The 24,042-nt window shown below is 72.4% G+C and carries 20 protein-coding genes; 13 read left to right on the forward strand and 7 right to left on the reverse strand.

What is annotated here, in order from left to right:
* Positions 1 to 228: 228 nt before the first annotated feature.
* Together B6R96_RS34410 and B6R96_RS34415 are read left to right on the forward strand one after the other, a co-directional pair.
* Positions 229 to 1,569 (forward strand): lysine N(6)-hydroxylase/L-ornithine N(5)-oxygenase family protein, encoded by a 1,341-nt coding sequence (locus B6R96_RS34410; RefSeq protein ID WP_081524702.1) that lies wholly within the window; start codon positions 229 to 231, stop codon positions 1,567 to 1,569.
* Between the two features lie 12 nt (positions 1,570 to 1,581).
* The gene (locus B6R96_RS34415) at positions 1,582 to 3,141 is read left to right on the forward strand and encodes an amidohydrolase (RefSeq protein ID WP_081524703.1); all 1,560 of its coding nucleotides are present in this window, start codon (positions 1,582 to 1,584) and stop codon (positions 3,139 to 3,141) included.
* A gap of 334 nt (positions 3,142 to 3,475) precedes the next feature.
* On the opposite strand, the gene B6R96_RS34420 is transcribed toward B6R96_RS34415, so the two are convergent.
* On the reverse strand, positions 3,476 to 5,377 hold the full coding sequence (locus B6R96_RS34420; protein WP_081524704.1) for an FHA domain-containing protein: 1,902 nt from the start codon (positions 5,375 to 5,377) through the stop codon (positions 3,476 to 3,478).
* Between the two features lie 180 nt (positions 5,378 to 5,557).
* Between B6R96_RS34420 and B6R96_RS34425 the strand changes: the two genes are divergently transcribed.
* Positions 5,558 to 7,177 (forward strand): serine/threonine-protein kinase, encoded by a 1,620-nt coding sequence (locus B6R96_RS34425; RefSeq protein WP_081525399.1) that lies wholly within the window; start codon positions 5,558 to 5,560, stop codon positions 7,175 to 7,177.
* Positions 7,178 to 7,250: 73 nt separating this feature from the next.
* Here the strand turns inward: B6R96_RS34425 and B6R96_RS34430 are convergent, their stop codons facing one another.
* Positions 7,251 to 8,147, reverse strand: a complete 897-nt coding sequence (locus B6R96_RS34430) for an NAD(P)-dependent oxidoreductase (RefSeq protein ID WP_081524705.1) — start codon at positions 8,145 to 8,147, stop codon at positions 7,251 to 7,253.
* Between the two features lie 146 nt (positions 8,148 to 8,293).
* Here B6R96_RS34430 and B6R96_RS34435 point away from each other — a divergent pair, with 146 nt between their 5' ends.
* On the forward strand, positions 8,294 to 11,605 hold the full coding sequence (locus tag B6R96_RS34435; RefSeq protein WP_107475639.1) for an AfsR/SARP family transcriptional regulator: 3,312 nt from the start codon (positions 8,294 to 8,296) through the stop codon (positions 11,603 to 11,605).
* A gap of 262 nt (positions 11,606 to 11,867) precedes the next feature.
* Here the strand turns inward: B6R96_RS34435 and B6R96_RS34440 are convergent, their stop codons facing one another.
* Positions 11,868 to 13,133 (reverse strand): MFS transporter, encoded by a 1,266-nt coding sequence (locus B6R96_RS34440; protein WP_081524706.1) that lies wholly within the window; start codon positions 13,131 to 13,133, stop codon positions 11,868 to 11,870.
* 140 nt (positions 13,134 to 13,273) lie between these two features.
* On the opposite strand from B6R96_RS34440, the gene B6R96_RS34445 reads away from it, so the two are divergent.
* Positions 13,274 to 14,269, forward strand: a complete 996-nt coding sequence (locus B6R96_RS34445; protein WP_081524707.1) for a LysR family transcriptional regulator — start codon at positions 13,274 to 13,276, stop codon at positions 14,267 to 14,269.
* On the opposite strand, the gene B6R96_RS34450 is transcribed toward B6R96_RS34445, so the two are convergent.
* Positions 14,221 to 14,775 carry a YciI family protein gene (locus B6R96_RS34450; RefSeq protein ID WP_081524708.1) on the reverse strand — a complete coding sequence of 185 codons (555 nt, stop codon included), beginning with the start codon at positions 14,773 to 14,775 and terminating at the stop codon, positions 14,221 to 14,223. The two genes, B6R96_RS34445 and B6R96_RS34450, sit on opposite strands and share 49 nt — an antisense overlap.
* A gap of 118 nt (positions 14,776 to 14,893) precedes the next feature.
* Here B6R96_RS34450 and B6R96_RS34455 point away from each other — a divergent pair, with 118 nt between their 5' ends.
* From B6R96_RS34455 to B6R96_RS34470, 4 genes are all read left to right on the forward strand, one after another.
* Complete coding sequence (locus B6R96_RS34455) at positions 14,894 to 15,076, forward strand: DUF6381 family protein (RefSeq protein ID WP_081524709.1); 183 nt, start codon at positions 14,894 to 14,896, stop codon at positions 15,074 to 15,076.
* A gap of 185 nt (positions 15,077 to 15,261) precedes the next feature.
* Positions 15,262 to 15,651: a hypothetical protein gene (locus tag B6R96_RS34460; RefSeq protein ID WP_037860222.1), complete on the forward strand. Its 390-nt coding sequence runs from the start codon at positions 15,262 to 15,264 to the stop codon at positions 15,649 to 15,651.
* 8 nt (positions 15,652 to 15,659) lie between these two features.
* Entirely contained in the window at positions 15,660 to 17,471 is a 1,812-nt protein-coding gene (locus B6R96_RS34465; RefSeq protein ID WP_030386600.1) for an alpha/beta hydrolase, read from the forward strand.
* Between the two features lie 134 nt (positions 17,472 to 17,605).
* A complete protein-coding gene (locus tag B6R96_RS34470) occupies positions 17,606 to 18,070 on the forward strand; it encodes a hypothetical protein (protein WP_234437853.1) in 465 nt (154 codons plus the stop codon).
* Positions 18,071 to 18,173: 103 nt separating this feature from the next.
* On the opposite strand, the gene B6R96_RS34475 is transcribed toward B6R96_RS34470, so the two are convergent.
* The gene (locus B6R96_RS34475; RefSeq protein ID WP_030386602.1) at positions 18,174 to 18,380 is read right to left on the reverse strand and encodes a hypothetical protein; all 207 of its coding nucleotides are present in this window, start codon (positions 18,378 to 18,380) and stop codon (positions 18,174 to 18,176) included.
* Between the two features lie 30 nt (positions 18,381 to 18,410).
* On the reverse strand, positions 18,411 to 20,729 hold the full coding sequence (locus tag B6R96_RS34480; protein WP_081524710.1) for a catalase: 2,319 nt from the start codon (positions 20,727 to 20,729) through the stop codon (positions 18,411 to 18,413).
* A gap of 238 nt (positions 20,730 to 20,967) precedes the next feature.
* Between B6R96_RS34480 and B6R96_RS34485 the strand changes: the two genes are divergently transcribed.
* The 4 genes from B6R96_RS34485 to B6R96_RS34500 are packed head-to-tail and all read left to right on the forward strand — an operon-like array spanning position 20,968 to position 23,123.
* Complete coding sequence (locus B6R96_RS34485) at positions 20,968 to 22,146, forward strand: YihY/virulence factor BrkB family protein (RefSeq protein ID WP_081524711.1); 1,179 nt, start codon at positions 20,968 to 20,970, stop codon at positions 22,144 to 22,146.
* The gene (locus B6R96_RS34490) at positions 22,109 to 22,522 is read left to right on the forward strand and encodes a phage holin family protein (protein ID WP_053170649.1); all 414 of its coding nucleotides are present in this window, start codon (positions 22,109 to 22,111) and stop codon (positions 22,520 to 22,522) included. The genes B6R96_RS34485 and B6R96_RS34490 overlap by 38 nt, the downstream gene beginning before the upstream one ends.
* Positions 22,519 to 22,860 (forward strand): DUF3618 domain-containing protein, encoded by a 342-nt coding sequence (locus B6R96_RS34495; RefSeq protein WP_081524712.1) that lies wholly within the window; start codon positions 22,519 to 22,521, stop codon positions 22,858 to 22,860. Before B6R96_RS34490 ends, B6R96_RS34495 begins: the two co-directional genes overlap by 4 nt.
* Positions 22,857 to 23,123 (forward strand): DUF4235 domain-containing protein, encoded by a 267-nt coding sequence (locus tag B6R96_RS34500; protein WP_081524713.1) that lies wholly within the window; start codon positions 22,857 to 22,859, stop codon positions 23,121 to 23,123. The genes B6R96_RS34495 and B6R96_RS34500 overlap by 4 nt, the downstream gene beginning before the upstream one ends.
* Before the next feature lie 46 nt (positions 23,124 to 23,169).
* Here B6R96_RS34500 and B6R96_RS34505 read toward each other — a convergent pair whose 3' ends face one another.
* Positions 23,170 to 23,955 (reverse strand): sulfite exporter TauE/SafE family protein, encoded by a 786-nt coding sequence (locus B6R96_RS34505; RefSeq protein WP_081524714.1) that lies wholly within the window; start codon positions 23,953 to 23,955, stop codon positions 23,170 to 23,172.
* Between the last annotated feature and the right edge of the window lie 87 nt (positions 23,956 to 24,042).

Consider the following 24,042-nt stretch of genomic DNA (forward strand, 5'->3'; position numbering starts at 1 on the left):
TCAGACTGAGTAAAGCAAGCCTTACCTAACGCCGCAACGTCCCCCATTTTGAAGCTAGTTCAGCTGGAAATCGACCGTGACTCGATCTGATTTGCCCATCGACAGCTCCATTGCATCAGGTTAGCCTTCCCTAAGTTCCTCTCGGGCTCGGCTCCCTCGGCGCGCCCTGCCCCCGGATCCCCACGCATGGCAATCGGCTGCCTGCCCCCCCGCACGACTGGGAGTGACATGTCACAGGACCTTCCCGATGATGCGCCACTGATCCACGACCTCATCGGCATCGGCTTCGGCCCGTCGAACGTGGCCATGGCGATCGCACTCAGCGAGCACAACGCGGGTGTCGGACCCCAGGAGGCGGTCACCGCCCACTTCTTCGAGCAGCAGCCGCGCTTCGGCTGGCACCGCGGCATGCTCATCGACGACGCCACGATGCAGGTGTCCTTCCTCAAGGACCTGGTGACACTGCGCAACCCGACGAGCGAATACAGCTTCCTCTGCTACCTCCAGAGCCGCGGCCGCCTGATCGACTTCGTCAACCACAAGAACCTCTTCCCGCTGCGCGTGGAGTTCCACGACTACTTCGAGTGGGCCGCCGCCAAGGTCGACGACATGGTCTCCTACGGCTGCGAGGTCGTCGCCGTACGCCCCGTCGTGCGCGACGGGCTGATCGAGTACCTGGACGTCACCGCCCGCTCCGGCACCGAACTGGTGGTCCACCGGGCGCGCAACCTGGTCATCGGCACCGGCCTGCGCCCGCAGATGCCGGAGGGCGCGGACCGCACCGAACGCGTCTGGCACACCTCGGAACTCCTCACGCGCGTGGCGGCCCTGGACGGCGCGGACCCCTCCCGCTTCGTCGTCGTCGGAGCAGGCCAGAGCGCCGCCGAGAACGTGGCCTTCCTCCACCGCACCTTCCCCCGGGCCGAAGTGTGCGCCGTCTTCTCCCGCTACGGATACAGCCCCGCGGACGACAGCGGCTTCGCCAACCGGATCTTCGACCCCGCCGCCGTCGACGACTACTTCACCGCTCCCGAGGAGATCAAGCGCAAACTGATCGATTACCACGCCAACACCAACTACTCGGTGGTGGACATCGACCTGATCGACGACCTCTACCGGCAGGAGTACCAGGAGAAGGTGCTCGGCACCGAGCGGCTGCGCTTCCTGAGGGTGTCTCGGCTCGCGGACGTCACCGAGACCACCGACCAGGTGCTCGTCACGGTCGAGTCGCTGGTCACGGGGGAGAAGGAGGCGCTGGAGGCCGACGCGCTGGTCTACGCGACCGGATACCGCTCGGCGGACGGCCTCGGACTGCTCGGGGACGTGGAGAAGTACTGCCGGCGCGACGACCTCGGCCGCGTCCGCGTCGCCCGCGACTACCGTGTGCAGAGCGAGTCCGAACTGCGCTGCGGGATCTACCTCCAGGGAGGAACGGAGCACACGCACGGCATCACGTCCTCCCTGCTGTCGAACACCGCCATCAGGGTCGGCGAGATCCTCCAGTCCATCGTCACCCACGGCCGGGTCCCGGTACCGGCCTCGCGCACGGCGCCCACGCCCACCCCCTGAGGACCTGCCCCCATGCTCTGCACCAGGTTGACGAACGCCACCTTCCTCACCATGGACCCCGACCGTCCCGTCGCCCACGACCTGGGCATCTGGCGCGGCCGGATCGTGGGCCTGGACGAGGACGCCACCGCACTGCCGGCCCGCGAGGTCGTCGACCTCCAGGGCGCCACCGTCCTGCCCGGGTTCATCGACTCCCACGTGCACCTGGCCTGGGCCGGCCTCAAGGCGTCCACCCCGAGCGTCGCGCCCTGCGAGCGCGTCGAGGACGTACTCGCCGTCGTCGCGGAGGCCGTCGCCCGCAAGCCGCGGGACTCGTGGGTGGACATCGCGGGCTACGACCAACGGGCCCTGGGCCGCCACCTCACCGCCGCCGAACTGGACAAGGTCAGCGACGGCCGCAAGGTGTTCATGCTGCACGACTCGGGACACGGCTGCGTGGTCAACGGTGCGGTCCTCGACCTCCTCCCCGGCGAACTCGCCCACGGCGAGGGCTTCCTCGCGGAGAGCGCCATGACCACTGCGCGCCGCCTGCGCCTGCCGTACGCGCAGGAGGAGATCGCCGACGCCATCGAGCACGCCGGCCGCGCCTGCCTCACCGAGGGCATCACCGCCTGCGCCGAGGCGGGCATCGGCGGCGGCCTCCTCGGGCACAGCCCGGTCGAGCTCGGCGCGTACCAACTCCTGCGCGATCAGGGGCGTCTGCCGCTGCGGGTCCAGCTCATGGCGGCCGCGGACACCCTGCGGCCCGTGGCCGCGCACGCGTCCGACGGGATCCCCCGCGCCCTGGACCTCGGCCTGCGCACCGGCTTCGGCGACGACTGGCTCTCCCTCGGCGCGCTCAAGGTCTACACCGACGGCGGGATGATGGCCCGTACCGCCGCACTCACCCGGCCCTACGAAGGCACCGACCACGCGGGCGAGTTCCAGGACAGCCCCGAGCGGATCACCGACACCATCGTCGACGGCCACCTCGCCGGCTGGCAGCTCGCCGTGCACGCCATCGGCGACCGTGCGGCCGACCTCGCCCTGGACGCCCTGGAACGGGCCCAGCGGCTGAGGCCCCGGCCGACCGCCCGGCACCGTATCGAACACGCCGGCCTGGTCCGCCCCGACCAGCTGGCGCGCTTCGCCCGCCTCGGAGTGAGCGCGGTGGTCCAGCCGAACTTCCTGCGCTCCTTCGGCGACGACTACGCGACCGTCATGGGCGCGGACCGGGCCCCCTGGCTGTACCGGGGCCGGGGATTCCTCGACCACGGCGTCACCCTCGTGGGCAGCTCGGACCGGCCCGTCACCGACGGATCGCCGCTGCGGGCGATCCAGTTCATGGTGGAACGAGCCTCCGCGTCCGGTGCCCTGATCGGCCCCGACGAGGGCATCACCGTGCAGGAGGCCCTACGCGCCTACACCGTCGCAGGTGCCTTCGCCTGCCACTGGGACGCCGACGCGGGCACCCTCGCCCCGGGCCGGCGCGCGGACCTGGCGGTGCTGGGCGACGACCCGCGCCGGGTCGACACCTCGCGGATCGGCGCGATCGAGATCGTCGGCACGTACGTCGACGGCAGGCCGGCCTGAGCGCCGGCCGGCCGCCCGGACGGTTGCTAGGGGCAGGTCTCCTCGTTCTTGACCGTGCCGAAGTCGATCTTCGTGTCGGTGCCGGTGGTCGTGCCGCCGCGCGGTGTCTGGGTGCAGACCTTCCAGTTCCGGTCGAGAACCTGGTTGCGGTTCTCCCACCACTCTGGCGGGGTGCGGGTGGTTGTGCGGGACTTTGACCAGTCTGTGACACCTACGAGCTGCCGAGGCCACCCCGAGCACGAGGCCGCGGCCGGCCGCGCCCCGTCCTGCCGGAGCCCGTGGCGACGGGCTCCGGCAGGACGGGAAGAGGCTGCCTAGGACTGCCTAGGACTGCCTAGGACTGCGGCTGAAGGCTCCGGGGGTCGGCCGGACGGGGCACGAAGACCGGGGAGTCCGACTGGTAGAAGAGGTCGATGTCGGCCTCCTCGCCGCCGACGATCAGGGTGTCCCACGCGCCGCTCTCCCGCAGGGTGCGCAGGGTGGCGGGGGCGATCGGGGCGAGGTGGGCGCGGAGTTCCTCGTCCGATGGCAGACCGGGCAGCCGGGACCCCAGCCGGTCGCGGATCTCGGCCATCCGGTCCAGCAGCACCTCCAGGTCGCTCCCGTCCGCGGAGTCGCCGGGGCCCGCTTCCGCGCTGCGCGCAATGATGTCCTTGATGGCGCGGGTGATGCCCTGGTCGTCGGTGGTCACCATGGCGTTCCAGGCCCGGCTCTTGTGCCGGTACTGGAGCATGGACATGGCCGCCTCGTGCCGGATGAAGTCGGCGTCGCGCAGCGGCTTGCCCCGCCAGGCGCGGCTGAGCGAACGGGCCAGCGAAGTGGCCGAGGCGAGGCCGCTGTTGAGGCCGCGGCCCGGCCAGAAGTGGATGGCGTTGGCCGCGTCGCCCAGCAGGAAGCCGTAGGTGCCGGGAGTGGTCGCGGTCGGCCGGTGCAACTGCGCGGTGAACCGTGGGCGCTGGACCATGTCGAGGCGGAAGGAGGTGATCGCCGACAGGTCGTCCTCGGCCACGCCGAAGAGGCTCAGGCCCTGCCGGATCTCCTTCCACAGCGGCGAACTGCGCAGCAGGGCGGGCAGGAAGAGGGTGCCGTGGGTGGGGCAGCGGAACTCGTTGTCCTCCTCCTGCCGGCTCATCAGGCAGGGGCGGGTGGCGATGCACTCCTCGAAGACGTGGCGGACCGGGTCGATCCCGATGACGTTCTTGGCCTCCTCCCGGGTGAGCCGCATGTTCAGGAAGCCCTCGCCGCGCAGGGAGTTCAGGAGGAAGCGGTTCTGCGACACCGTGAGCAGCACGCTCATCGGGTCCGGCAGCTTCGACTTGACCCGCAGCCCCAGCACGATGTCCTGAAGGTGCTCGCCGTCGAGGGAGTAGATCGACGCGTCGGCCGCACCGAAGCGGTCGGCGTAGTGCTCTCGGGTACGGGAGCGGCCGCCCTCGCAGACCACCAGAACGTGCTCCTGGGTGAGCCGGTTCTGCTGCTCCGTCACGTCGAACCGCTTGGGGACGAGCCGGATGGCCGGCCGCCGGTTCGCCAGGTCCAGCAGCCGGTCCTCGATGTGGGCGATCCGGATGTTGCGGGGCGGGCGCCCGTCGACCGAGTCCGGGCCGACGGGCCACATCTCGGAGTAGGCGCCGCCGTCGTCGAAGAGCGCGCCGAGGACCTCCTCGGACAGGGCCTGGTACTGCCGGCTCTGGACGGTCACCACCTGCTGGCGGCGGAAGTTGCCCTGGGTCTCGTCCTTCCAGACGACCGTGGAACCCTTCCTGGTCCAGCGCCCGTCGTACAGGGTGATGGCGGTCCGGCCGGGCAGCATCTCGTCGAGCGCCAGGGCGAAGGCGAGGCCGACCGGGCCGCCGCCGGTGATGGTGACCCGCAGCATTCCGGGGTCCGTGGTGCTGGCCCGGGGGATGGCCATGAGAGAGAGGTCCATGACCGTCTCCATGGAGTCCTGCGCCTCATAGAGGAACGTTTCGTCGCCGATCCGGATGCAGTCGTTCGGGCGCAGCACATGCCGTGTGACGCGCTGGTCGTTGACGAACGTGCCGTTTCGGCTGTCCCGGTCGTAGAGGACGAAACCGGGGTCCTCCGTGAGGATCTCGGCGTGCAGCCGGGAGGCACTGGGGCTTACGATCACGACGCCGTTGTCGCTCTTGCGCCCGAAGCTGAGGGGCTCGCTGCCCAGAACCACGCTCTGTCCGGTGAACGGACCCGTGCGCCCAACGATGACCGATGGCACTCCACACCCCTTGAAAACGACGCCGCTGATACCCGTACGACTTCCTCGTACGACTGCAACACGTCATCGAGAACGTGTTCGGTTCAACCATTTCTGAGAATCTTTTGAGCCCCACTGAACCCGGGGCCCGGCCCGTACGTGATGTTCGCGTCGGCCGGCGACGAGAGGGAGACCGCCCCCATGTACAACGACGAAACCGAGACCGTGACGGAGACCGCGCTCGCGGGCACCACCGCGGCGACCAGCGCGGATACCGCCACCACCGCGGCCACCACCGCGGGTACGGTCGCGGACGCGGCCGGGGGCACGGACACGGTCACCACCGCCGCCGCACCGGGGCCGGAGAGCGCGCAGCGGCTCGTCGCGGGCCGCTACCGGCTGCTGTCCCGGCTCGGGGAAGGCGGCATGGGCACCGTGTGGCGGGCCCGCGACGAGACCCTGCACCGGGAGGTCGCCGTCAAGGAGGTGCGGGCGCCGGCCGGACTGCGGGCCGGTGACATCACACGGATGTACAGCCGCCTGGAGCGGGAGGCGTGGGCGGCCGCCCGCATACCCGACCGCAATGTGGTCACGGTCCACGACGTGGTCATGGAGGACGACCGGCCCTGGATCGTGATGGAACTGATCCGCGGGCAGTCGCTGGCCGATCTGCTGCGGGCCGAGGGGCCGCTCACCCCGCGACACGCCGCGCACATCGGCGCGGAAGTGCTGAGCGCGCTGCGCGCCGCGCACGCCGCCGGTGTCGAGCACCGGGACGTGAAGCCGGCGAACGTACTGCTCGCACAGGACGGGCGCGTGGTGCTCAGCGACTTCGGGATCGCGGTGGTCGAGGGCAGTACCGCCCTGACGATGACCGGCGAAGTGGTCGGTTCGCCCGAGTACCTGCCGCCGGAGCGGGCGCTGGGCCGCCCCTCGGGCCCCGAGTCCGACCTGTGGTCCCTCGGCGTGATGCTGTACGCGGCCGTGGAGGGGATCTCCCCGTTCCGGCAGGACACCGCGCTGAGCACCCTGCGGGCCGTGGTGGACGAGGAACCGCCGGAGCCGACCCGTGCCGGCCCGCTGGCGCCGGTCATCGCCGGGCTGCTCCGCAAGGAGCCCGCGGCGCGGACCCCCGCTGCCGAAGTCGCCGTGGCCCTGCGGGACATCGCGCACGAACCGGACGCCACGACGGCAGCCTCCCGTATCCTCCCGAGCCCGACCGCGACCGCGACCCCGACTCCGGCGCAGACCGCCACGGCCCCCGTCCCCGTGCCCGAGGGGACCGCCACCACGGCGGAGGCAACCGCGGCGGAGGCAGCCGCCCCGCCCGCGGCCGTCGCGCCGCCCGCGCCCCCGGAGGCCGCCACCCCGCGCCGCATGCCCCGTACGGCGGTCCTCCTCACCGCCGGCGCGGCCGCCTGCGTACTGATCGCCGGTGGGCTCGCCTACGCACTCAACGGCAACGACGCGAACACCGACCCCGGTTCGGGCGTACGGGTGTCGGTGGCGGGTGCGAACACGACCTACACCGGCAGCTGCCCCACCCCCGAGGGCCGGGCCCCGGCCTTCACCGCGACCTTCACCGCGCCCGAGCCGACGCTGATCTCCTACCGCTGGGTGTCGGGCGACGGCTCCGTGGTGGATCCCCACTGGCGGACCATGTCCATCGGGGACAAGGCCAACCCCACGGGACACGACACCGTGCGCCTGACGACCTACACGAAGGCGGGCACCCTGACCACCGGGATGGCAGTGGAACTCCAGAGCCCCACCCGCACCCTCTCCAACCCGGTCCCCTTCTCGATCACCTGCACCGGCTGAACCCCGCCCTGCCCCCTGCCCGCCCGTCACTGCTCCCGCACGGTGACGGGCCCGGCCGCGGCCGAGCGGCAGGTCACCGCCGGTCGGCGCCGGCGCGCAAGGACTCCACGGCCCGGGACAGGCTTGATTCGGCGTGTCCGGCGCGGAGTTGGTCGTCGAAGAGCCGCAGCAGTGGAGCCAGCAGGTCCGTGGGCAGTCCCTGTGCCTCCGTGGCGGTGAGGATGTTCCGCAGCCCCACCGCGTTGATCTCCAGGTTGGAGGTGGTCGTGCCGTACTCCCCGGCGTCGATCTCCTCCGCGAAGGCCGGCAGCGCGTCGGCGGCGGCCGTCAGCCACCGGACCAGCGGGCGGGTCAGTTCCGCCGCGCCGATCCCGGCCGTGCCGGCCAGCGCCACCGCCTGGAAGAAACCGGCGAACATCCCGTACATGCCGCTCAGCAGGGCGGTGTCGTACACGGAGGAGAGCTCGGGAGCCGGGCCGACGAGGCTGCCCTCGCCGATGGCGTCGAGGACCGCACGGTAGGTCCGGTACGCCTCCTCGTCGCCGCTGTAGAGGACGAAGGCGGCGGCGGTACCGATGGTCTGCGGCACCGCGTAGACCGCGCCGTCCAGGTACGCGGCCTGCTGATCGGCCACCCAGGCGCCGAGGGCGCGCGCGGCCGACGGCGTGCCGGTGGTCAGGTTGACGACGGTACGGCCCTTCAGCGCCCCGGCCGTCGGCAGCAGCAGCTCGCGGACCGTGTCGTAGTCCAGCACCGCGACGACGACGAGTTCGCCAGCCGCCACCGCATCGGCGGGCGTGGCCGCGAGGGACGCCCCGCGGGCCACCAGGGCGTCGGCCCGGCCGGCGGAGCGGTTCCAGACGGTGGTCGGATGACCCTGTGTCAGGTAGGCCTCGGCCAGGGCCCGGCCGAGGTTGCCCAGGCCGATGACACTGACCGGGACCTTGTGCGGTGCGGCGGTTTCGCTCATGACTGCTCTCTCCTTGCATCGGTGGTGCCGTCGAACAGGACCCACCCTGCGACGCCGCGCTGCCGTTCCGCTGCCGTTCCGCTGTCGGTCCCCAGTCGGTCGGCTGCCCGACCGGCCGTCCGACCGCAGGCCGTAGGGTGATCGACATGCGAGTGGGGGTGCTGGGGCCGCTGATGGTGTGGACGGGCGACGGCGAGCCGGTGGCCGTGGCCGGAGCACGGGCGCGCCGGCTGCTCGCCCGGCTGCTGGTCGAACCGGGCCGTCCCGTCTCCGCCGACCGTCTGGTGGACGCGCTGTGGGGCGGTCCCGACGCCGCAATGCCCCGGCACCCGTACGCGAGTCTCCAGGGGCAGGTGTCGCGGCTGCGCGCCGCTCTCGGGCGCGCCGCACCGGCGGACGGCCGCAGCCGCCTGGTCCACGACGCGAGCGGGTACCGCCTGGACCTCGCGTCCGGGGAACTCGACTCACAGCGGTTCGCCGAGCTGGTCGCCCGGTCCCGCAGGCGGGAGGTGGGCCTCACCCCCGAGTCCCGGGCCGCATTGCTGGGCGAGGCCCTTTCCTCATGGCGCGGAGAGGCGTACGCGGGCCACACCGACGACCCGGCCGTCGGCGCCGCGGCCTCCCGGCTGGAGGAGGAACGCCTCTCCGCGCACGAGGAGTTGCTCGACCTGCGGGTCTCCCTGGGCGAGCAGCACGCCGTCCTCGGCGAGCTCGACCAGCTCGTCACGGCCCACCCACTGCGTGAACGACTGCGCGCGGTCCAGCTGCGCGCCTTGTACCGGGCCGGACGCCAGACGGAGGCGCTGGAGAGCTACGAGGTGCTGCGCGGCAGACTCGCCCATGACCTCGGGCTGGACCCGGGACGGGAGTTGACGGCGCTGCGACAGGCGATCCTCCGGCAGGACGGCGACCTCGAACACCTTCCACCGGCCCAGGACGGCACGGCCGCCACCGTCCTACGAGCCGTTCCCCAGGCCGTCCCCCCGACCGCGTCGCCCGCCGCCGCGCACGGCGGTGCGGGCGGAACGCTGCCCGAGCCGCTCACCCGCCTCCTGGGGCGCGACGCGGATCTCGACGCCGTCGGCGCCCTGTTGAGCCACTCCCGGCTCGTCACCCTCACAGGAACCGGCGGCGTGGGCAAGACCCGGCTGGCGGTCGAATGCGCCGGGCGGGCCGCCGCCCGCCACCCGGGCGGCACGTGGCTGGTCGAGCTCGCGCCGCTCCCCGCGGGCGCCCCGGCCGATGCGGTGGCCGCGGCGGTACTGCGGACCCTGGGCGTACACAGACCCGACGGGGAACGGGCCGACGCGGTGCGGCTGCTCGTGGGCGCGCTGCGGGAGCGGAACCTGCTGCTCCTGCTCGACAACTGCGAGCACCTGCCCGACGCCGTGGCCGAGGTGCTCGAAGCCGTACTTCCGCAGGCGCCCGGACTGTCCGTGCTGGCCACCGGACAGGAGCCGCTCGCCCTGGCGGGGGAGGCGGTACACCCCCTCGCGCCCCTCGCGCCCGCCGATGCCGTCGCCCTGTTCACGGCCCGCGCCGGACTCCCCTCGAACGGCCCGGCCACTGCACGGGACGCGGCGGCCGTCGAGACCCTGTGCGCCCGGCTCGACGGGCTGCCCCTCGCTCTGGAACTGGCCGCCGCCCGCGCGCGGGCCCTGGGCGTGCACGGACTGCTCGCCGGCCTCGACGACCGGTTCACCCTCCTCTCGCGGGGGCTGCGCGGCCTGCCCCCGCGGCAGCGGACGCTGCGTGCGGTGATCGACTGGAGCTGGGCGCTGCTCGGCGGCGCGGAAGAGGCCGTACTGCGACGGCTGTCCGTACACGGCGGTGACGCCTCCGAGGAGGCCGCGCGCGCCGTGTGCGCGGACGCCGGCCCGGGCCCGGACGTGCGGGAGCACCACGTACCGCTGCTGCTGGACCGCCTCGTCGAGCGTTCGCTCGTGGTCCTGGTCGATCGGCCGGAGGACGGCCGCCGCTACCGGCTGCTGGAATCCGTCAAGGACTACGCACGGGAGCGGCTGCGCGCGACCGGCGAGGAGGCCGACACCCGAGCCCGGCACGGCACGTACTACCGGGAACTCGCCCTGCGCGCCGAGCCGCTGCTGCGCGGCCCGCACCAGCGGCTCTGGCTCGCCCGGCTCGACGCCGCCGAGGCGGAGCTGCACCCGGCGGTCGAGGACGCGCTGGCGCGCGGCCACCTGGTACCGGCCCTGCGGTCGGCACGCGCACTGGCCCGGTACTGGCTGCTGCGCGGCCGGCCCGCGGAGGCCGGCCGCCTGCTCGACGCCTGCCTCGCGGCGGAGCGCGCACACCGCGCACCCCCTGCCGGGCCGGGCCGGGGCCCGTACGCGGGGGAGCGGATCGCCGCCACGGCGCTGGCGACGGCCTGGCGGGCCGGCCTCACCGTGTGGGAAGGAACGCCGACGTCCGCCGCGGGCCTGCTGCGGACCGCGGCGGCCACCCTCGACGCCCGGGAGGTGGCCGGCCACGACCCGCTGGGTCACGCCCACGCCCTGTGGTTCCTGGCGGCCGCACAGATGGGCGCGGGAGACGTGCCCACGGGCGAGCAACTCGCCGACCGGGCACTGATCGCGGCCGAGGGGCTCGGCGACGCCTGGGGGACCGCAGCCGCGCTCGCCGTGCGCGCCCGGCACGCCCTCGCCCACGGCGACCTGGCCGCAGTACGCCGCGACGCGGAGCGCGCCGCGCACCTGTTCGGCGGACTGGGCGACCGCTGGGGCCTGTTGCAGACGGTCTTCCCCCGCGCCGCGCTGCACGAGATCGCGGGCGAGTACCGGCACGCGTCCCGGCTGCACGAGGAGGGCCTGGCCATCGCCCAGGAGCTCGGGCTGCGGACCGAGGCCGGGAAGCGGCTGTGCGCACTGGGCCGGCTGGCCTTCCTGGCGGGCGCGTACGAGGAGAGCCGGCAACGGCACGCCGAAGCCATGCGGCTGGCCGGGGAGCAGAGCCACCGCGCCGGGGAGGCCGACGCCCGGATCGGACTCGGCATGGTCGCGCGCCGCACCGGCGACCTCGCCGGCGCCGAGGAGCACATGCAGGCGGTGCTGACATGGTTCCGGGACGCCGGCTACGCACCGGGCACGACGCTCGCCCTCGCCGAACTCGGCTTCACGGCCGAACTGCGGGGGGACGCGGACCGGGCCCGCGCCCTGCACACCGAAGGACTGGCGGCCGCGCGAGCGCTGGGGGACGTACGGGCCGTGGCCCTGGCCCTGGAGGGCCTGGCGGGCGCAGCCGCGGCCGGCGGCGACCCCGAGCGGGCGGCCGCTCTGCTCGGCGCCGCCCACACGGCCCGCACCTCGGTCGGTGCCCCGCTCCCGCCCGCCGAACGCCACGACGTGGACCGCACCTGGTCGGCCTGCCTGTCCGCACTGGGCCCCGCGACCGCCGACGCGGCCTTCGCCCGGGGCACGGCGCACCCGGCCGATGCCTAGGCCGTCTCTTTCGGATCGTGCCGGGCCCGCGATGCCCGGTAGCGCACCTCGCCGCGTTGCCGGGGTGTTCGAGTACGTCGCGTACACGGGCGCCCCTCCGCCTTGCCGTGTACGGCACCGGACACCGCGGGCTCGGCCGACAAGATCCGAAAGACACGACCCGGGCCACCGGCCGTGCGCGGCCCCGGCCACCCCTCGCGGGCCGGTGACTTCGCCCGCTCCCGTCGGCGGCCCGGCCGGTCGGCCGCGGACGCGGCGGAGCCTACGACCCGGAGGGCCCGCGCCTCGTGGCCGTGCGGCGGGGGAGCAGCAGGGGGGTCGCCAGGAGGAGGGCGCCGAGCAGGGCCACGGCCGTATGCGGCCCGAGCAGGGTGCCCAGGACGCCCCAGACGGCCGTGAGGAGCGCGGTCGAGGCCCTGGTCGTCACGGCCCAGGCGGTCAGCGTGCGGGTGATCCGGTCGGTCGCGGTGCGCTCGAGCCGGTACGTGGCGTGGACGGGGTTGAAGACCCCGCAGCACAGGATGAGCCCGAACTCGACGCCCATCACCAGCAGCAGCCCGCCGGCGCCCGGTCCCACGAACGCCAGGCCGACGGGCCAGAGCGCGCGCAGCGTCCCGGCGGCGACCAGGACCTCACGCTGCCCGAACCGGGCCACGAGCGGCCGGGCCAGCCGCGCACCGATCAGCCCCCCGATCGACGGAGCGGCGAAGGCGAGGCCGTACTGCCACGGCGCGAACCCGAGCCGGCCGAGCATCAGGACGGCCAGCAGGGGTTGTGCCGCCATCACCAGGCCGTTGAACAGGGCGGTGTTGAAGAACAGCGGACGCAGCGACGCGTCGGCCAGGATGTACCGCCAGCCGTCGAGCAGGTCACCGGGCCGGACCCGCCGGGCCTTGCGGTGCTCGGGCCGCGGCTCGGGTCCGCCCGTCGCGCGGATGCCCAGCGCCGAGAGGAGGTGGCTCACCGCGTCCGCCGCCACGGTCGCCACCGGTCCCAGGAAGCCGATCGCCGCGCCGCCCAGCGGCGGTCCGATGATCGTGGTCGTCCAGGCCGTGGCCTCGAAGCGGGCATTGGCGGCGAGCAGGTCCTCGGCCGGCACCAGCGTCTTCAGGTACGCGCCGGAGGCGGCGCGGAAGGTGATGTCGCCCGCCGCGGCGACGACCGACACCAGCAGGAGCTGGACGTAGGTGAGCGCACCGAGCGCGAACGCGACGGGGACCGTCAGCAGCGCCGCGCACCGCGCCAGGTCCATCGCGATCAGCACCGGGCGCTTGCGGCGGAACTCCACCCACGGGCCGAGCGGCACCGCCACGGCCGCACCCACCGCGGCTCCCACGGCGGAGAGCGCGGCGACCTCGGCCGGTCCGGCGTGCAGCACCTGGACGGCGATCACGGGGAACGCGCCGAAGGCGAGCCACGTCCCGAGCGCGCTGGTCCCGTACGCTGCCCAGAGCCACCCGAACCGGTGCCCCAGCCCGCGCCCGAGGCGGTCTCCCAGCCGGTTGCCCACCCGATGTCCGCTCCCCATGCTTGCCCGATGCCCCCTGGCCGCCCCCACCCGCACAACCGATGTGCGATCGGCATCATCAAAGCGAGCAACACCTCCAGGGATCAAACAACCGAAGAGCCCTCAGCCACAACCACTGGTTGTGGCCCTAGGTTGGCGGCATGGACCTCGACGCCGTTCGGACCTTCGTCGCCGCCGCCGATGCGGGGCAGTTCCAGGAAGCCGCCACCGAGCTGGCCATCACCCAGCAAGCCGTCTCCAAACGCATCGCCGCACTGGAGCGCAACCTCGGCGTGCGCCTGTTCACCCGCACGCCGCGCGGGTCCGAGCTCACCATCGACGGCCAGGCCTTCCTGCCCCACGCACGCGAACTGCTGCGCGTCGCCGAGCGGGCGGTCACATCCGTGCGCGCCAGCCGCCGCCCGTTGCGCGTCGACGTGATCGCCTCGCGCGTCGCGCCGTCGGGCCTGATGCGCGGCTTCCACCGCACCCACCCCGAGATCGACCTCGACGTGGTCATGCTGTTCGACATCGAGACGGCCGTCGCCGCGATCCGGTCCGGCGAGATCGACGCGTCCTTCCGCGCCGTCGCGGCGCCCGGTCGGCCCCTTCCGGAGGACATCCGGTCCGTCCGCGTCCTCGACGAGCCGCTCCAGCTCCTCACCGGCCCCGCCCACGCGCTCGCGGGCGCCAGGTCGGTGACCATCGCCGAGCTCGCCGGGCACCGGATCTGGATGCCCGGGATCGTCCCCGGTACCGAGTGGGGTGCCTACTACGACGAGCTCGTCGCCCGGTTCGGCCTCACCATCGAGGCGACCGGCCCCAACTTCGGCTCCGACGCCCTCCTGGACACCGTCGCCGACACCCCGGCCCTCGCCACCTTCATGGGCGAGCACACCCGACTCGTCTGGCCCGCCGGCCACGGACTGCGCCGCATCCCGGTGACCGACCCCACGCCCGTGTACCCGCACTCGCTCCTGTGGCACCGGGACAACGCGCACCCGGCGCTCGCCACCCTGCGCGCCCACCTCGCCGCCGCAGATCCCGGCCGCGATGCCGCCGGGACCTGGGTGCCGAGCTGGGCGGTCCCGCCGGAAGGCGCACCGGGTCACCGCCGCCCGCCGAACTCCCAGTCGTGGACCTCGACATCGGCATAGCGGTCCACCGCGAGGACCGTGCGCGCCGTGTCGGCGTCCGGAGCCCGCACCAGCGCCGCCGTACCGAGCCACGCGGCGCCGTCGTCGGACAGCAGCGGGCCGTACGCGATCAGCTCGTCCTCGCCGGGCGGCACGGCCGGGGCGGCGGCGGGCGCCGGTACCGCGCCGAGGCCGAGGACCAGGTAGCGGTCGCCCCCGGTCCGGCCACCGGGGAACTCCCACATGGTGCGGCCCAGCAGGTTCCGCCAGCGGAGCAGGAGCACGTCCCGGTACACGCCGGCCTGATATCCGGGCTCGTCGAACGCGAAGGCGCGCGCGGCGGCGGGATCCGGCAGGTCGACGATGTGCACGCTGCCGCTGGGGGCGTCGGCGCCGGGGAGGAAGGTCGGACCCCGGGCGATCAGCTCCTTCTCGTACTGGTCCATGTAGGACCAGTGGCGTTCCAGCAGTTCCCTGCGCAGGGGCAGGGAGCCGGTGCGGTCGCGGTGGTAGCAGAAGAATTCCATGACGACGGACTCTTCCCGAGAGCCGGCGGTGGATCAACGGGTTCCGCCGGTGAATGCCCCTGCAATGCGTGGGTAGCCGCATACCCACACCAGCCCGACCGAGGAGGTCGACGTGAGTATGGAGAACGCGCCCGGCAAGCGGGCCCGGGAGATGCGGGACAAGGCCCAGGAGCTGGAGCAGGCCGCCCAGTACGCCACCGATCCCGCGGAACGCCGACGGCTCACGGAGAAGGCGCTGCACATCCGTGAGAAGAGTGAGCAGATCAACGGTCCCGGCGCCGGAACCATGGACCCCATGTAGACATCCCGGCGGTCGCCGAACCGCCAACTCGCCGCACCGCACCACCCCGTGGGATCCCCGGGGCAACCCTTGCGTAGGGTTGCTACTGGGAATTCTTTGACAGGTGTACGTAAGGGGGACACGGGGTGGTTTCGTTCGACGAGGAATGGGCGCGCCACAGGGGCGCTGCCGCGGATGAACCGGGCATGCGGCTGGCGAGCGCGGCGAGCGCCCAGGACAGCGGCGGCGGCGGTGGCGACGGGGACATCAAGTCCAGCAGGGCCGCGTGGACGGCGGCGGGCGTTGCGGTCGGGGGCCTGGGCGGTGACCTGAAGAAGGCGCTGACCGGCCTCGAGACGGGTCAGACCGGCCTCGCCACCGGCGGCGGTGTGGAGACCGCGGGGGCACAGTCCGAGGTCTACCAGACCTGGAAGACGTACCTGGAGTCGCTCTCCGGCCGGTGCACCGGCCTGCAGGGCAAGCTGGAGCGGGTGGGGATCGACCTGTTCCTCACCGACGAGAACATCAAGGGCCTCTTCGCGGAGCTGGGGAAGCAGTACCAGGACACCCCTGCCACCGGCGGGCAGGGGAGGTGACCTGAGCCGTGAACATCGAGGCACTCAAGACGCTCAAGCTGCACGAGTTCGAGGAGGCGGCGGCCGGATACCGCTCCACCAGCGACATGGCGAGCCAGGCCAAGGACGCGCTGGAACAGCGGATCACGGCCCAGATGCAGAAGGCGCTCAAGGGAGTGGCGGTCGAGGCAGCCGTCGGCCAGCTGCGCGAGGTCGCGAAGGACTTCCACTACGTCCAGGTCGAGTGCGGCCTGATGGGTACGGCCCTGAAGGCCTTCGTGGCGGACATGCGCCCGCCGCAGAAGAAGCTGGAACAGGCGCTGTCGGAGGCGGCCGAGCACAAGTTCACGGTGGGCGCCGACGGGTCGGTGGCCTATCCGGCGGCCGGGGAGAACCCCGGCGGTTCGCCGCCGCAACCCGGATCGGCGAAGGGCACCCTGTCCGAGCCGGCCCGCGGGATCCTGCGGCAGGCGGGCAACATCGACCCGAACCCGAACTACAAGATCGCCCAGGACATCGCCAACCGCATCACTGAAGCCCTCAACGAGGCCACCGAGGCCGACACGAAGTGGGCGCCGCAGGTGCGCAAGCTCAAGGCGGACGACGACCTGGTCGTGTCCGACGGGGACTGGGCGGACGCCGGGAAGGACATGGAGGGCGTCCGCGGGGCGGGCCAGCACTACCTGGACTCGCTGCCCCAGCCGCCGAAGGACGGCTCGCCGCAGGCCAACGCAGACTGGTGGAAGGGGCTCGACGCCGACCAGCAGGCGGCATGGCTCTCGCTGCGGCCGGACGCCGTCGGCGCGATCGACGGCCTGCCCGCCACGGTCCGCGACGAGGCCAACCGCGCCGTCTTCGACGAGAAGCGCGGCACCTACCAGATGACGCTGAACGGCATCCCCAAACCACCCGCCAACGAGTGGACGTGGATAACCGCCGGCATGTACCCCTCCAAGGTGCACACCGACGAATGGATGCAGTGGGACAAGAAGTACGGCGACCAGTACCGGCACCTGCAGAGCTCCCTGAAGGGCATGGAGAGCATCCAGAAGCGCTTCGACGCGACGGGACAGAACAACCTGCCCGAGGCGTACCTGCTCGGCTTCAGCCCGGAGGGCAACGGCCGCGCGATCGTTGCCAACGGGAACCCCGACACGGCCGCGCACCAGGCCGTCTACGTGCCGGGCACGACGTCGAACCTGAGCAGCATCGGCGGCGACATCGGCCGCATGGAGAACGTCTGGCGTACGGCCACCGACGCGGCCGACGGCAAGCCGGTCTCCACGATCACCTGGCTCGGCTACGACGCCCCGCAGGACATCGTCAAGGACTCACCGTTCAGCCACTACGCCAATGACGGCGCCCCGGCCTTCAACCGGTTCATGGACGGCCTCGACGCGTCGCACACCGGCGACTCGGATCCGCACCGCACCGCGATCGGCCATTCCTACGGCACGACCCTCATCGGGTCGGCGGCCCGCCAGGGCGACCTGAACGCGGACGACGTCATCACCGCGGGCAGCCCGGGCGTCCAGGTCCCCAAGGCGGAACAGCTGGACGTGCCCAAGGGACACGTCTGGAACCAGGAGGCCGACGGGGACCCGGTCCCGGACATCGGCCGCTTCGGACACGGCGGCACCGACTGGGACGGTCCGTGGCGGATCCCCAGCGACGAGGTGTTCGGGGCCAACCAGATGACCACCGGCAGCAACGTCTCCGGCCACAGCGAGTACTGGAAGGAGGGGTCCGAGAGCCTGCGGAACCAGGGTCTGGTCGTGGCGGGGCACAGCGAGAACGTGACCCTCAAGCCGCCACCGAACCACTGGGAGCACGTGAAGTAGCCGTGACGGCCGCCGCAGGCCGTCCTCTCCCTGGCCCGAACGACGATTGAGACCCCGTTGTGAAGATCAAACCGGGCGCCACGGCGCTCCTGCTCCTTCCCTCCCTCGCCCTCACCACCCTGACTGGATGCAGCATGAACGACTCCGCAGACCCGGACGCGACCCCCGTCGTGGGCACCAGCACCTCGCGCGATGCCGCCGACGCGGTCGAGAAGGTGTCCAGCGAGCTCTACGACCTGCTCGGGGTGCAGGGGAAGGCTTCCGAGAGCCGCTCCGGGGTCACGGAGTGCGAGGGCAAGGACCCGGCCAAGTACTTCCAGGTCTTCCACCCGTGGAGCTTCTACCCCGCTTCGGCCGACCGGCTCGACGAGGCGATGGAGCGGCTGAAGACCGAACTCCCCAAGCACGGCTGGAAGGTCGTCCGGTACGAGCCCGACACGAGCCAGGCCAAGAACCTCAACCTGACGGCCGACCACAGCGAGAAGAAGTACAGCGTCAGCATCGTCCAGATGAAGAAGAACGACCCGCCCAAGCTGAGCCTGACCGTCGTCTCCGGCTGCTACCAGGTCCCGGACGGCAAGGAGGTCGAGAGGTTCTGACCCCGAACGACCCGTGTGGGCCGGACCGTACGGCCCGGCCCACACGGCGGTGCGGGCGCCAACACACCGTCGCGCGGTGCGCCGCGGCCGCTTCACAAGGCTCCTACGCGGACGGCTCCTTGCCGCGCCTGCCGGGCTTGTCCTCCTTGCCGTGCCGACCGGACGAGCGGGAGCCGCTCGTATCGCCCGGCTTGCCATCACCCGTGCCGGGGACGACCGCGTCCTCGGCCTCCTTGCGGGCGGCGCGGTCGCCGCTTTCGCCCGGTGCCTCGGAGGGCGGGGTCGGCTTGCGGTCTTCCGAGTCGTTCATCGCATGCTTCCTTTCGTCTGATATCCCGGCCTAGGCCGGGAAGCGGTCCCACACCCGGTGCTCGGCGAGCAGTTCCGTCAGCGCCTTCACGGCGGAGGCCGGGTCGGCCGCGTCGACGATGCCGGGAGCGCCGGTCGGGACGCCCGCCTCGCCGAGCGCGGCCGCCGCTCCGTCCCAGCCGCCGATGGCCTTGGCGTGCCGGAACATCTCCGACACCAGCAGGAGCAGCCGCGGGTCGGTGGCCGGGCGTCGTACGGCCTTGCCCCGACCGCCCTTGCCCCGCCCCGCCTTGGCGTCCCGGGCCCCGTCGGCATCGGCCGCGGGGCCGGGCGCGCCCGCAAGGAGCAGGGCGTCGAACTCCGTGGACCGCGCGGTCGCGAACGTCCGCTGTACGGCGAGCGCCGCTTTGCCCGCGCCGAGGGAACCGCCGGTCGGAGCGATCACCAGCGGTGCCATTCCGGCCGCGAGTACGGCCTTCCGTGCGGCGGCGACGCCCTTCACGTCGCTGTCGGGCCCGGCGACGATGCCGACGACCCGACCGTCCAGTGGCCAGGTCCCCCCGATCTGCGACAGGGCGGCACTGGGCTCGACGCGCGCGAGGGGCTCCGTCGCGGCGGGCGCGGGCAGGCCGAGTCCCGCGGCCACCTGCGCGCACAGTTCGGAGTCGATGTTGGCGAGCACGCCGAGCACGCGTTCCCTGATGGCCTGCTCGTAGCACTTGGACAACTCGAAGGTGTAGGCCGCGATGATGTGTTCGCGTTCCACGGGGGTCATGCTCAGCCAGAACTGGCGGGGCTGGCTGAAGTGGTCGTCGAAGGATTCCGGAGCGGCCCGTTCCTTGTGGGCGGCGGGGAGTTCGACCGGCACCTCGATGAACGCGGCCGTGTCCGCGCCCGCCAGGAACGGACAACCGCCGTCCAGGCTGTTGGGGCGGTAGGGGGCGACACCCGCGTGCACGGCGCTCTGGTGCATGCCGTCGCGGAGCATGTCGTTGACGGGGGCGTGCGGCCGGTTGATCGGGATCTGCCCGAAGTTGGGTCCGCCGAGCCGGCTGATCTGGGTGTCCAGGTAGGAGAAGAGCCGTCCGGCCAGCAGCGGGTCGTCGGTGACGTCGATGCCGGGAACCAGATGGCCGGGGTGGAAGGCCACCTGTTCGGTCTCGGCGAAGTAGTTCTGCGGGTTTGCGTTCAACGTCATCAGACCGATCGGCTGTACGGCGGCCAGCTCCTCGGGCACGATCTTCGTCGGGTCGAGCAGGTCGATGCCCTCGAACGTCTGGTCCGGCGTGTCGGGGAAGGTCTGGATGCCCAGTTCCCACTGGGGGAAGGCGCCGGCCTCGATCGCGTCGGCGAGGTCGCGCCGGTGGAAGTCAGGGTCCATGCCGGCGGTGATCTGGGCTTCCTCCCACACCAGGGAGTGCACGCCGAGCCGGGGCTTCCAGTGGAACTTCACGAGCGTCGAGTCACCCTTGGCGTTGACCAGGCGGAAGGTGTGGACTCCGAAGCCCTCCATCATCCGGTAGGAGCGGGGGATGGCGCGGTCGGACATGTTCCAGAGGGTGTGGTGGGTGGCTTCGGTGTGCAGGGACACGAAGTCCCAGAACGTGTCGTGCGCGCTCTGGGCCTGTGGGATCTCGCGGTCCGGATGCGGCTTGGCGGCGTGGATGACGTCGGGAAACTTGAGCGCGTCCTGGATGAAGAAGACCGGGATGTTGTTGCCGACCAGGTCGAAGGTGCCTTCCCCGGTGTAGAACTTCGTCGCGAACCCCCGGGTGTCGCGCACGCTGTCGGCGGACCCGCGGGATCCGAGGACCGTCGAGAAGCGTACAAAGACCGGGGTCTCGACGCCTTTCGCCAGGAAGGCGGCCTTGGTGACCTTCGCCGCGGTTCCGTACCCGGTGAAAACGCCGTGGGCGGCCGCGCCCCGGGCGTGGACCACCCGCTCGGGGATCCGCTCGTGGTCGAAGTGGGTGATCTTCTCCCGCAGGTGGTGGTCCTGGAGGAGGACGGGGCCACGGGCTCCGGCCTTGAGTGAGTGGTCGCTGTCGTAGAGCCTGGCGCCCTGCGCGGTCGTCAGGTACGGGCCCGCCTGGGCGGCGGCGTCCGCGGACGCCCCGGTGGCCCGGCCGGTGGGGCTCAGGGCGTCCGGTCCGCGCTGGTCGGCCTTGGGCGGCAGCGGCTCCCGCGGGTCCACCGGCTCGGCGGGTGCGGGCGGCCGTGCAGCGGGCGCCCCCGGGGTCACGTCCCGGTCCCGGGCCCGCTGGGTCGTCGCGGAGGCGTCGGCGGAGACCTTGTCGGACGTCGCCTTCTTCGCCTTTGCCGCCTTCGTCGTCGCCTTCTTCGGAGCCATGATGCTTTCTCCACTGGTCGGGGTCGGGGCCGTCGTCGGCCCGGGGCATCGGGTGGGTCCCGGGGCATCGGATAGGTGCAGCACACCACGGACCTCGATCACCGGCTACCCGATATACCCCGATTAACCCTCTTCCTGTGATGCCCGTCGGCTGCAAGTCGCTCCGCCCCCGGACACCTCCGACAGGTTGGTCGTGACATCCGCGCATGAGTGCCGCCGAGACGGAAACCCGCAGGGTATGAAACGCATCCCGACGCCGACACCGGACCGCGGCGCTGAGGGCGAGCGTCCGGACACCGGCACGAACGCCGATGCCGGCCCCGACGAGCAGGTGCGCGAAAACGCCCCCGACCGGCCCACCGATCTGTCGAAACGCTCGTGGCGAGCCGTGCTGCGCGGCACCGTGAAGGAGTTCAAGAACGACGAGCTGGCCGACCGCGCAGCGGCTCTGACCTACTACGGGGTGCTGGCGCTCTTCCCCGCCCTGCTCGTCCTCGTGTCCCTGCTGGGCATCGCGGGCGAGTCGACGACGCAGCGAGTGCTGGACAACCTGCGCAGGCTGGCGCCCGGCTCGGTCCGGGACGTCATCAGCGACGCCGTCCTGCAACTGCAGGGCCGCAGCGGAGTCGGCTCGCTGGTCGCGATCGTCGGCCTGGTCGTCGCCCTCTGGTCCGCCTCCGGCTACGTCGCGGCGTTCATCCGTACCTCGAACGCCGTCTACGACGTCCCCGAAGGCCGGTCGGTGTGGCGGATCCTTCCGCTCCGCGTGGCACTGACCGTCGCGCTGATGCTCCTCGCCTGCGCGAGCGCACTGATCGTGGTCTTCACGGGCGGCCTCGCCCGGCGGGCGGGCGAGGCACTGGGCATGGGTGACGGCGCGCTCACGGCCTGGTCGATCGCGAAATGGCCCGTCCTGGTGCTGCTCGTCACGACCATGATCGCGCTCCTGTACTGGGCCGCGCCGAACGCCAAGGGCCGGGGCTTCAGGTGGGTCACCCCGGGCAGCTTCCTGGCCCTGCTGATCTGGATGGCCGCCTCGGCCGGGTTCGCCGTCTACGTCGCGAACTTCGCCTCCTACAACAAGACGTACGGCACGGTCGCGGGCGTGATCGTCTTCCTGGTGTGGCTGTGGATCACCAACCTCGCGATCCTGCTGGGGCTGGAGTTCGACGCGGAGATGACCCGCCAGCGGGCGATCGCGGGAGGCCTGCCCGAGCACGAGGAACCGTACGTGCAGCCCCGCGACACCAGGGCGTGGAGCGACGAGGACCGTCGCCGTGTGGAGGGATCCCCGACCCGGGACAGCGGACGGGAGCCGCAGCCGCAGCCGGGTACAGCCGACCGACGTGAGGACGAGGTGGAACATCGTGGGCACGATCATGGACACGAACGAACGGACGTACCGCCCCGGCGATGATTCGGTGGGCGTGCTGGTATCGCGGGCGTCCCAGCAGCTCTCGGAGCTGGTGCGCCAGGAGATGCAGCTCGCTCGGGTGGAGATGACGCAGAAGGGCAAGCGGTTCGGGACGGGCGGCGGCCTGTTCGGCGGAGCCGGACTCCTGGGCGTGCTGGCGGCCCAGGCCCTGGTGGTGGCGGGCATCGCCGCGCTGGCGCTCGTGCTCCCGGTCTGGGCCTCGGCCCTGATCGTCACCGCGGTGCTCGCCGTGACCGCCGCCGTGGTGGCGATGGCCGGCCGGAAGCAGATCGCGAAGGCCGGCACACCGGCGCCCGAGCAGGCGATGGACAGCGTCAAGGCCGATGTGGCCGCAATCAGGGAGAAGGCACACCGATGAGCAGCGACGAACCCACGCCGGAGGCGCTGCGGGCACAGATCGAACAGACCCGCGACGAACTGGGCCGGACGGTCGAGGCCCTCGCCGCCAAGGCCGACGTCAAGGCACAGGCCCGGGAGAAGACGGCGGCCGTCAAGGCTCAGGCCGCGGAGAAGGCCGCCCACGTCACTGGGCAGATCCGGGACCGGGCAGAACACGCGGCGCACCTGGCGTCGGAGAAGACCCACGCGGCCACGGCCCGGGACAACCGGACCACCGCACTGGTCGCCGTCGCCGGCGCCGCCCTGCTCGTGTTCCTGCTGGTACGGCAGGTACGGCACACCAGGGGGCAGAAGTGAAAGCGTCGGCGATCGCGTACAAGCCGGTCGGGCTGGCCCTGGGCGCCATCAGCGGCGCACTGGCCGCCACGGTGTTCAAGCAGGTCTGGAAACTGGTCGAGGGGACGGACGACGCCCCTGACGCCACCGACGAGGAACGCTCCTGGCACGAGATCCTGCTGGCCGCGGCCCTCCAGGGCGCTGTCTTCGCGGTCGTCAAGGCCACCGTCGACCGCTCCGGAGCGGTCGCCACGCGGCGCATCACGGGCACCTGGCCCGGCTGACCGACCGGCCGGCGACGCGCCCTGCCGCCTGTGGGTGCGGCGCGGGTCAGGTGAGGGTCTGGACGGCGTAGAGGCCGCCGATGGCGGTGGCGAGGCTGCCGAGTAGGAGCCGCAGGAAGGTCTCGGGCAGGCGGGGCTGGAGATGGGCGCCGAGATAGCCGCCGACGAGCCCGCCGAGCCCGCAGGCGATCCCCAGCGGCCAGTCGGGCGCGATCGATCCCTCGGCGGTCAGCGACAGCAGGGCGTACGTGATCGCCCCGACCACCGAGGTGACGAAGGTGGAGGCGAGCGCGGCCGGGGCGACCTGGGCGACGGGCGTGCCGCGTCCGGCGAGGATCGGGCCGAGGAGCGAGCCGCCGCCGATGCCGTAGATCCCGCCGAGCGTCCCGACCACCAGGGCCAGGCCGCCGGTCGACCGCGCCGACAGGGGCCGTACCGGCCTCTCGCCACGAGACGGCCGCAGGGTGCGCCAGGACAGCCACAGGCCCAGCGGCAGCAGGAACACCGCGATCAGGAGGCGGAAGGCGGCCGGGCCGGGGAGGGCGAACACGCGGACGAGGGCGCCGAGGACCACTCCGGGGACGGTCCCGGCCAGCAGCAGGCGGGTCAGCGGCCCGCCCAGCCGTCCGGCGCGGGCATGGCGCAGGAGCGCCCCGGGTCCGGCGACGACGTTGTAGAGCAGGTTCGTCGGCGTGACGGCGGGGGACGGCACGCCCAGGACGCTGACCTGTACGGGCAGCAGGAACACGGCTCCGGAAACCCCGGCGGGCGCGGTCACCACGGAGATGACCAGCCCGGCGGCGAAGCCCAGGAGGCCGGACGTCCAGTTCACCGTGCGACCATTTGGCAGATCATCGGATCAGTATCGGTGAACTCCCTGCGGGCGGATCGCCCGGCAGGGCAGTGACCGGCGCGCCGG

Source organism: Streptomyces sp. Sge12 (genome assembly GCF_002080455.1).
Classification (GTDB): Bacteria; Actinomycetota; Actinomycetes; order Streptomycetales; family Streptomycetaceae; genus Streptomyces.

Coding starts and splice junctions, on each gene's coding strand:
- B6R96_RS34410 (WP_081524702.1), top strand. CDS start 229: ATGTCACAGGACCTTCCCGATGATGCGCCACTGATCCACGACCTCATC.
- B6R96_RS34415 (WP_081524703.1), top strand. CDS start 1,582: ATGCTCTGCACCAGGTTGACGAACGCCACCTTCCTCACCATGGACCCC.
- B6R96_RS34425 (WP_081525399.1), top strand. CDS start 5,558: ATGTACAACGACGAAACCGAGACCGTGACGGAGACCGCGCTCGCGGGC.
- B6R96_RS34430 (WP_081524705.1), bottom strand. CDS start 8,147: ATGAGCGAAACCGCCGCACCGCACAAGGTCCCGGTCAGTGTCATCGGC.
- B6R96_RS34435 (WP_107475639.1), top strand. CDS start 8,294: ATGCGAGTGGGGGTGCTGGGGCCGCTGATGGTGTGGACGGGCGACGGC.
- B6R96_RS34440 (WP_081524706.1), bottom strand. CDS start 13,133: ATGGGGAGCGGACATCGGGTGGGCAACCGGCTGGGAGACCGCCTCGGG.
- B6R96_RS34445 (WP_081524707.1), top strand. CDS start 13,274: ATGGACCTCGACGCCGTTCGGACCTTCGTCGCCGCCGCCGATGCGGGG.
- B6R96_RS34450 (WP_081524708.1), bottom strand. CDS start 14,775: ATGGAATTCTTCTGCTACCACCGCGACCGCACCGGCTCCCTGCCCCTG.
- B6R96_RS34455 (WP_081524709.1), top strand. CDS start 14,894: ATGGAGAACGCGCCCGGCAAGCGGGCCCGGGAGATGCGGGACAAGGCC.
- B6R96_RS34460 (WP_037860222.1), top strand. CDS start 15,262: ATGCGGCTGGCGAGCGCGGCGAGCGCCCAGGACAGCGGCGGCGGCGGT.
- B6R96_RS34470 (WP_234437853.1), top strand. CDS start 17,606: ATGAACGACTCCGCAGACCCGGACGCGACCCCCGTCGTGGGCACCAGC.
- B6R96_RS34475 (WP_030386602.1), bottom strand. CDS start 18,380: ATGAACGACTCGGAAGACCGCAAGCCGACCCCGCCCTCCGAGGCACCG.
- B6R96_RS34480 (WP_081524710.1), bottom strand. CDS start 20,729: ATGGCTCCGAAGAAGGCGACGACGAAGGCGGCAAAGGCGAAGAAGGCG.
- B6R96_RS34485 (WP_081524711.1), top strand. CDS start 20,968: ATGAAACGCATCCCGACGCCGACACCGGACCGCGGCGCTGAGGGCGAG.
- B6R96_RS34490 (WP_053170649.1), top strand. CDS start 22,109: ATGGACACGAACGAACGGACGTACCGCCCCGGCGATGATTCGGTGGGC.
- B6R96_RS34495 (WP_081524712.1), top strand. CDS start 22,519: ATGAGCAGCGACGAACCCACGCCGGAGGCGCTGCGGGCACAGATCGAA.